This is a genomic window from Scopulibacillus cellulosilyticus (assembly GCF_042665295.1).
Classification (GTDB): Bacteria; Bacillota; Bacilli; order Bacillales; family Sporolactobacillaceae; genus Scopulibacillus_A; species Scopulibacillus_A cellulosilyticus.
In genome coordinates this window covers 1-780 of the sequence record NZ_JBHTCO010000023.1, presented here as the reverse complement: position 1 = coordinate 780, position 780 = coordinate 1, and the positions used below count along the sequence as shown (strand labels likewise).

At 35.8% G+C, this 780-nt stretch carries 1 protein-coding gene; it reads left to right on the top strand.

Annotated elements, in window-relative coordinates:
• Positions 1-80 precede the first annotated feature (80 nt).
• The coding region (locus ACFQRG_RS16440; RefSeq protein ID WP_380968042.1) for an IS91 family transposase at positions 81-780 on the top strand (700 nt) is incomplete at its 3' end.

The window sequence follows — 780 nt, the reverse complement described above, 5'->3', positions numbered from 1 at the left end:
ATTGTTTAGGAAACTATAAAATGTCGACTTGTGGATAATTGTTCGGTAAAATGTTCGTAGATTTACCTTGGGGTGGGAACATGGGGAAACATAAAAGTGGTGTTATTAAACAAATTCTAAAAGAACATTTTGACGGTTTCTGGAAGCTTCATGCTAATTTATTACCCGAATCCTATCGGAAAGATATCAAAGAAGCTGTTCAGAAAACAATTAAGTGTGGTACACGTGACTTAGGTTATGCACGATATGAATGTTTAGGATGTGAGGGTAACCCTCGTCCCGTTTTTGTTTGTTTCACTTGTAAGAGCCGGTTTTGTCATAAGTGCGGAAAGAAGTATACTGATGATTGGTCTGATAAGCAACAGGAAATGATCTTTAATGTTCCCCATCGACACATGGTGTTTACTATTCCAAAAGAATTAAGAAGGGTTTTCTATAAAGATCGAAAAAAGTTAAACGAATTAAGTAAACAGGTAGCTGAGGTTTTTAAATTTTATTATGATCGAAAAAGTAAGAAGCGTCATTTAAAGGTGGGCGTAATTACTGTTATACATACGTTTGGAAGGGATTTGAAATTTAACCCACACATTCATACCTTAGTCACTGAAGGAGCTCTTGATAACCGCCATGAATGGGTATCGAGTGAGTATATTTCGTACGATTTCCTAAGGAAGTCTTGGCAAAAGGTACTCTTAGACCTAATGAAGAAGTGGTTTCCTGAAAATCAAAAGGTCTTAGAACTGATCAACGATTTGTATAAACGTTATCCAAATGGTTTTT